The sequence below is a fragment of the Bradyrhizobium sp. UFLA05-89 genome (genome assembly GCF_059803475.1).
Genome location: NZ_JBANBA010000219.1, coordinates 1 through 4,936, shown reverse-complemented (window position 1 = coordinate 4,936; position 4,936 = coordinate 1). Strand labels below are relative to the sequence as shown.

Here is a 4,936-nt window from a genome sequence, read left to right as displayed (position 1 = left end):
CGGTCATTATGCCGTAAGCGGGATTATGCCGCATGGCCGCGGTTGATGGCGGTTACGCCTGGTCTTGGCCATGCGGCAGTTCGGCATAATCGACTAGCTGGGCTGTATACTCATTCAGCTGCCGGCCCCCCTGAGGTCTGCTCAACCCCTAACAGCGGACGGACGTCTCCCGATGTCGCTGATGGGCCTACAGCGGAAGTCAATGTGATGTGGGCTGAGGTAAAAAGGCTGCCAACTGAGGCGGCCTTACTCTTGGCGCCGCTCGTGCCGAATGATAGCGGCGCTTTGCTGTAGAATTTCCTCCGACTGGGCGAGGAGATCGCGCGAGCGCTGTAGCATCTCTCGGGTGCGCTCAGTACCGGCTTCGAGCCGCCGCCTCTGCGCCTCGACGTAGCGCTCTAGCCACTCCCGATGCTCAGGCGACATGGCATCGCTCCCGGGTCCGTTCGCCGGGATATTAACTTAGGTTATAGTGTCTGGTTCCGTTAGTCGTCCCAGACTAACTCGCCGCATTGGCACCTAAATATGCGGGCGTAGGTCCCGGACTTCACGTTCCAAACGCGCTCCAATAGGCGGGTCGGCCTTTTGCACTTCGGACAGCGAATGATGGTGTTGGGGTGATCTTCGGCCATGGCCGGGCTCTGCGCTGCGGTCAGCCACGAGCCAGAAGCTGACCTGAGCCGTTGATTATAGTCGATGTATCCTACTTGGCTCTCGTGTTCCGAGCCAAGTCGTCCTGGCCTTCCGCCAGCTTGTCATAGGCTTCCGCCATCCGGCCGTATTGAGCGCGCGTGTCCGGGTCTTTCATCAGATCACTCTTAGCTCGAAGTTCTTCGGCTTGGTCGCGGTAACGTTTCGCGTTCGCTGAGTGATCCATCTATTCCCGATCTTCCCGGCTTGCCTTGCTTTCCGTCCGATACATCGCGCTCTCCATCACGGAGAGGCGAAGTGCTTCGCGACTATGCAGTTGCTCGGATTGCAGGGCGCGCTTTGTCTCTTGAAGAGCTTGGCTCTCTTCAATGGCGAGCTGGGCACGTGCGAGCAGCGGATCAATCATCCCGCAACAATGACCCCGGAGAGGCCCCGTTCCTATCACTTATGTTATTTTCGGTGTTTTCCTTTGGAAACGGCTTGTAAGACTCCCGACCGAGGAAGGTATCGGCCTGCGGCTGCCTCAGCACCGCGAGCGCCTCGCGGATCGATTGGCGGGCCATTTCTACGTGCGCTGCGTCGATGGGCAAAGGATGGAAGATTTGGCGGATGATCGGCATGGCCACGCTCCCTGACTTCGCAGGCGGGAGCACGGTGTCTCTCAGCCATCGACGCCTACGGCATAGCCTCGGCCGATGATGTAGGGACAATACCACCCCGAAGCGGTGGTTCCTAGGGGGAGCGACAAGCAGCGCTTGCCGACCCAAACACTAAATGCCGCGCAAGCAATGTCTCTACCTAAACCGCCAAAAGTGGTCCGGTATCATGTCAGCAGAAACGGTCTTCATCGTCTTGAGCTTCCATGCCGGAGCGGAGAGGTATTTTACTCTCTTGCGGGGGTTGTATTAATTGATAGCTCGCGCTTCGCGTAGGCAGAGCCAATCCGCCCTATGCGCAATATCCAAAAGACAGTTCGGCCCATAGCTTATTACATGTCGAGGCGTTTGAGTTGAAGTTCGTCGCTCCACTAGCATGGAGCACACAAATGGAATCCGACCAGACTACCTGTTGCTGCCTTGATCCCTACTTAGCATCGTTCGAGGAAAGCCTTTCGTCCAGGAACTACAAACCTGAGACCTTGACGAATTATCGCTACCTGCTTCGACGCTTCGGTCGCTTACTCGAAGCCGAGGGCATTGCGCCGTCGGCGTTGACACCGGACCTTGCTGTCGCAGTGGGGCGGCGGTTGCCGGCCACACCGAAGAGCCAGATCAAGATTCCTAATCTTGCCAGGCTGTTCGTTGCACACCTCATTGAGATAGGAGTGGCAACACGACCACCGCTTACGCCTGCGCAGGCCGAGCGTCACGGACTGCTAAGTAGCTTCGAGACCTATCTTTTGCGGCAGCGCGGACTCAGCCCTCGTTCGGTCTATCATGTGCTTCGGTTCGCGGATCGCTTTCTCCATCATCGCTTCGGCGACCATATGCTCGATCTGGCTGCACTGAACACCCGGGCCGTTGTGGCGTTCTTGGAGCACCTACTCTCGCGCAAGCGCCCGTTCCGCGACAAGACACCGGCAACGCATCTGCGTAGCTTCTTACAGTATCTGTTCGCGCAGGGCCTCACGACGACAAATCTGTCCCTCTGCGTTCCCAGGGCCCATAAACCTTGGGGCGCAAGGCTCCCTCGCTATTTGTCGCCGGACGAGGTGGAGGCAGTTCTGGCCTCAGTGCGCGCCAATCCGCGGCATGGCGCCCGGGACTATGCAATGCTACTGCTGATGGCCCGCCTTGGCCTGCGCGCGCCGGAGGTGATCGCAATCCAGCTGGATGACGTAGATTGGCGCTCGGGCGAGCTTCTCGTTCGTGGAAAAGGGCAGCGCCATGACCGGCTGCCGATCCCGCCAGACGTCGGCAAAGCGATCATCGGGTATCTACAGGAGGAGCGAACCTCAACGACCACGCGCACGCTGTTCGTGACGCATCGGGCACCAAACCGCCCGTTCAAGGACAGCCAGGTTATCAACACCATATTGAAGGAGGCGTTCGCTGCGACGGGCGTGAAGCCGCCGACACCCTACGTGGGATCGCATGTTCTGCGCCACAGCCTGGCGACGAACATGATTCGCGCCGGCGCCTCGTTGGAAGAGGTCGGCGACCTGCTGCGGCATCGGTCGCGAGCGACGACGATGATTTACGCGAAGCTTGACACGGATGCCCTGCGTTCCATCGCCCAACCTTGGCCGGTCACGGAGGTGGTACGATGAGCTTCCTGGCCGAAGTCGACCGCTACCTGACCGTCAGAAGACAGCTCGGCGCCAATTTGAGCACTGATGAACGCATACTACGTCGCTTCGCTATCTTCGCCGACCGCGAGGACATGACGTACGTCAATAGCAACCTGATCATGCGCTGGCTCGAGAGCTTGTCCTCTGCCAGTTCCGGAACCCGGGCAACACGCTTTAGGGTGGCTCGCCTATTTGCGGAATGGTTGCATGGCATAGACCCCAAGCATGAAGCACCGCCCAGGGGACTGGTGCCCGGTCGTGTTCAACGCGTGCATCCATATATCTATAGTGAGACCGAAATCGTCGCGATCATCGAGTATGCGCGGACTCTTCCCTCGGTCTACGGCATGCGCGGCCTGACCTGCTCGACGCTCTTCGGCCTTATCGCCGTGACCGGACTTCGGATCAGCGAAGCTCTCGGTCTCGACCCTGCCGATCTCGATTCCCAATCCGGCTTGCTTCATGTCCGCCAGGGGAAGCTCGGCAAGGAGCGATTGCTGCCGCTGGACCCGAGCGTCGTGCAGCGACTGGAAAGCTACGGTCGCGAGCGGGACCGGCTACTCGGACGCAGAGCGGAAGCATTCTTCGTGACCTGCGAGGGGCATCGACTTCGCGATTGCGGTGCGCGCTACAACTTCGCGCAGGTATGCCAGCAGATCGGACTGCGAAAGCCGCAGCTTTATCTTCGGCACGGCCGTGGACCCCGCATCCATGATCTTCGCCATACCTTCGCGGTGCGCACGATGCTGAGCTGGTATCAGTCGGGCAAGGACGTCGGCCGCGAGATGATCAAGCTCACGACATGGCTCGGTCATGCCAACCCCGCCCATACCTATTGGTATATCGAGGCGGTCCCGGAACTGCTGGAGCTGGCCTCCGCTCGGATAACAGGCGCGACAGTGGAGGCGGAAATCCGATGAAGGCGACCAGCTTTCCGGCGCTGATCCAGCGCTTCTTCACCGATCGGCTCTGCACGCAGATGGAAGCGAGCCGCCACACCGTCGCTGGCTACCGTGACACATTCCGGTTGCTGATCCGGTACGCAAGTGCACGGTCTAGAAAGCCACCCACGAAGCTGACGATCGAAGATCTCGACGCGGATCTTGTCGCCGACTTCCTGACCCATATGGAAACAGCGCGCGGCAACACGGCACGCACCCGCAACACGCGTCTTGCGGCCATCCGCTCGTTCTTCCGTTACGTTGCATTGACCGACCCCAGCTGGCTTCTTCATTGCCAGCGCATTCTCTCAATGCCGAACAAGCGGTACGTAAAACGGAGTGTGACGTTCCTTGACGCTGAGGAGATAGCGGCACTGCTGGCGGCGCCTGATCGAACGACATGGGTTGGGAGGCGTGATCACGTCCTGCTGGTGCTTGCAGTTCAGACCGGTTTGCGGGCGTCCGAACTGATCAACCTGCGCTGCAAGGACGTGATCTTTAGCACCGGGGCTCATATCCGGTGCATCGGCAAGGGGCGAAAAGAACGCACCACGCCTATTCGTCGTGATACGGCCAAACTGATCCAGGTCTGGATGGGCGAACGCCTTGACAGCGACGGGCCGCTGTTCCTGTCAATCCGGGGCGACCGGCTCAGCCGCGATGCATTGGAACATCTGGTAGGCAAGCATTCCCTCGTAGCATCGCGAGCCTGCCCGCGCCTTGCAGGCAAACGCGTCACGCCACACACGCTACGCCATAGTACCGCGATGGAGCTGCTGCATCACGGCGTTGACCAATCCGTGATCGCACTGTGGCTCGGGCACGAATCCGTGGAAACAACTCAGATCTATATCCACGCCGACATGCGGCTGAAGGAGAAAGCGCTCTCTCAGGTCGCTCGCCCCGAAACGCATCCTGGGCGGTATCGTCCCAGCGACGAACTGCTCGCCTTCCTGGAAACGCTCTGATTATGCCGAACTGCCGCATGGCCGAAAGCGGATGTGGCAGCCGCAAAACTCGGCCATGCGGCATAATCCCGCTTACGGCATAATGC

5 protein-coding genes are annotated in these 4,936 nt (G+C 59.6%); 3 read left to right on the top strand and 2 right to left on the bottom strand.

All coding sequences use genetic code 11. The features are described 5' to 3' along the window. Window positions 1–877: 877 nt before the first annotated feature. Together SO139_RS45505 and SO139_RS45500 are read right to left on the bottom strand one after the other, a co-directional pair. The gene (locus SO139_RS45505; RefSeq protein ID WP_498542092.1) at window positions 878–1,057 is read right to left on the bottom strand and encodes a hypothetical protein; all 180 of its coding nucleotides are present in this window, start codon (window positions 1,055–1,057) and stop codon (window positions 878–880) included. Beyond that, window positions 1,050–1,271, bottom strand: a complete 222-nt coding sequence (locus SO139_RS45500) for a hypothetical protein (RefSeq protein ID WP_498542091.1) — start codon at window positions 1,269–1,271, stop codon at window positions 1,050–1,052. Before SO139_RS45500 ends, SO139_RS45505 begins: the two co-directional genes overlap by 8 nt. Before the next feature lie 425 nt (window positions 1,272–1,696). Between SO139_RS45500 and SO139_RS45495 the strand changes: the two genes are divergently transcribed. From SO139_RS45495 to SO139_RS45485, 3 genes are read left to right on the top strand one after another with little or no spacing between them, the layout of a single operon-like run. Further along, window positions 1,697–2,920, top strand: coding sequence for a site-specific integrase (locus tag SO139_RS45495; RefSeq protein ID WP_498542090.1), 1,224 nt, complete (start codon window positions 1,697–1,699; stop codon window positions 2,918–2,920). Then, window positions 2,917–3,861 (top strand): tyrosine-type recombinase/integrase, encoded by a 945-nt coding sequence (locus SO139_RS45490; protein ID WP_498542089.1) that lies wholly within the window; start codon window positions 2,917–2,919, stop codon window positions 3,859–3,861. The genes SO139_RS45495 and SO139_RS45490 overlap by 4 nt, the downstream gene beginning before the upstream one ends. Next, window positions 3,858–4,850: a tyrosine-type recombinase/integrase gene (locus SO139_RS45485; RefSeq protein WP_498542088.1), complete on the top strand. Its 993-nt coding sequence runs from the start codon at window positions 3,858–3,860 to the stop codon at window positions 4,848–4,850. Before SO139_RS45490 ends, SO139_RS45485 begins: the two co-directional genes overlap by 4 nt. Window positions 4,851–4,936 lie beyond the last annotated feature (86 nt).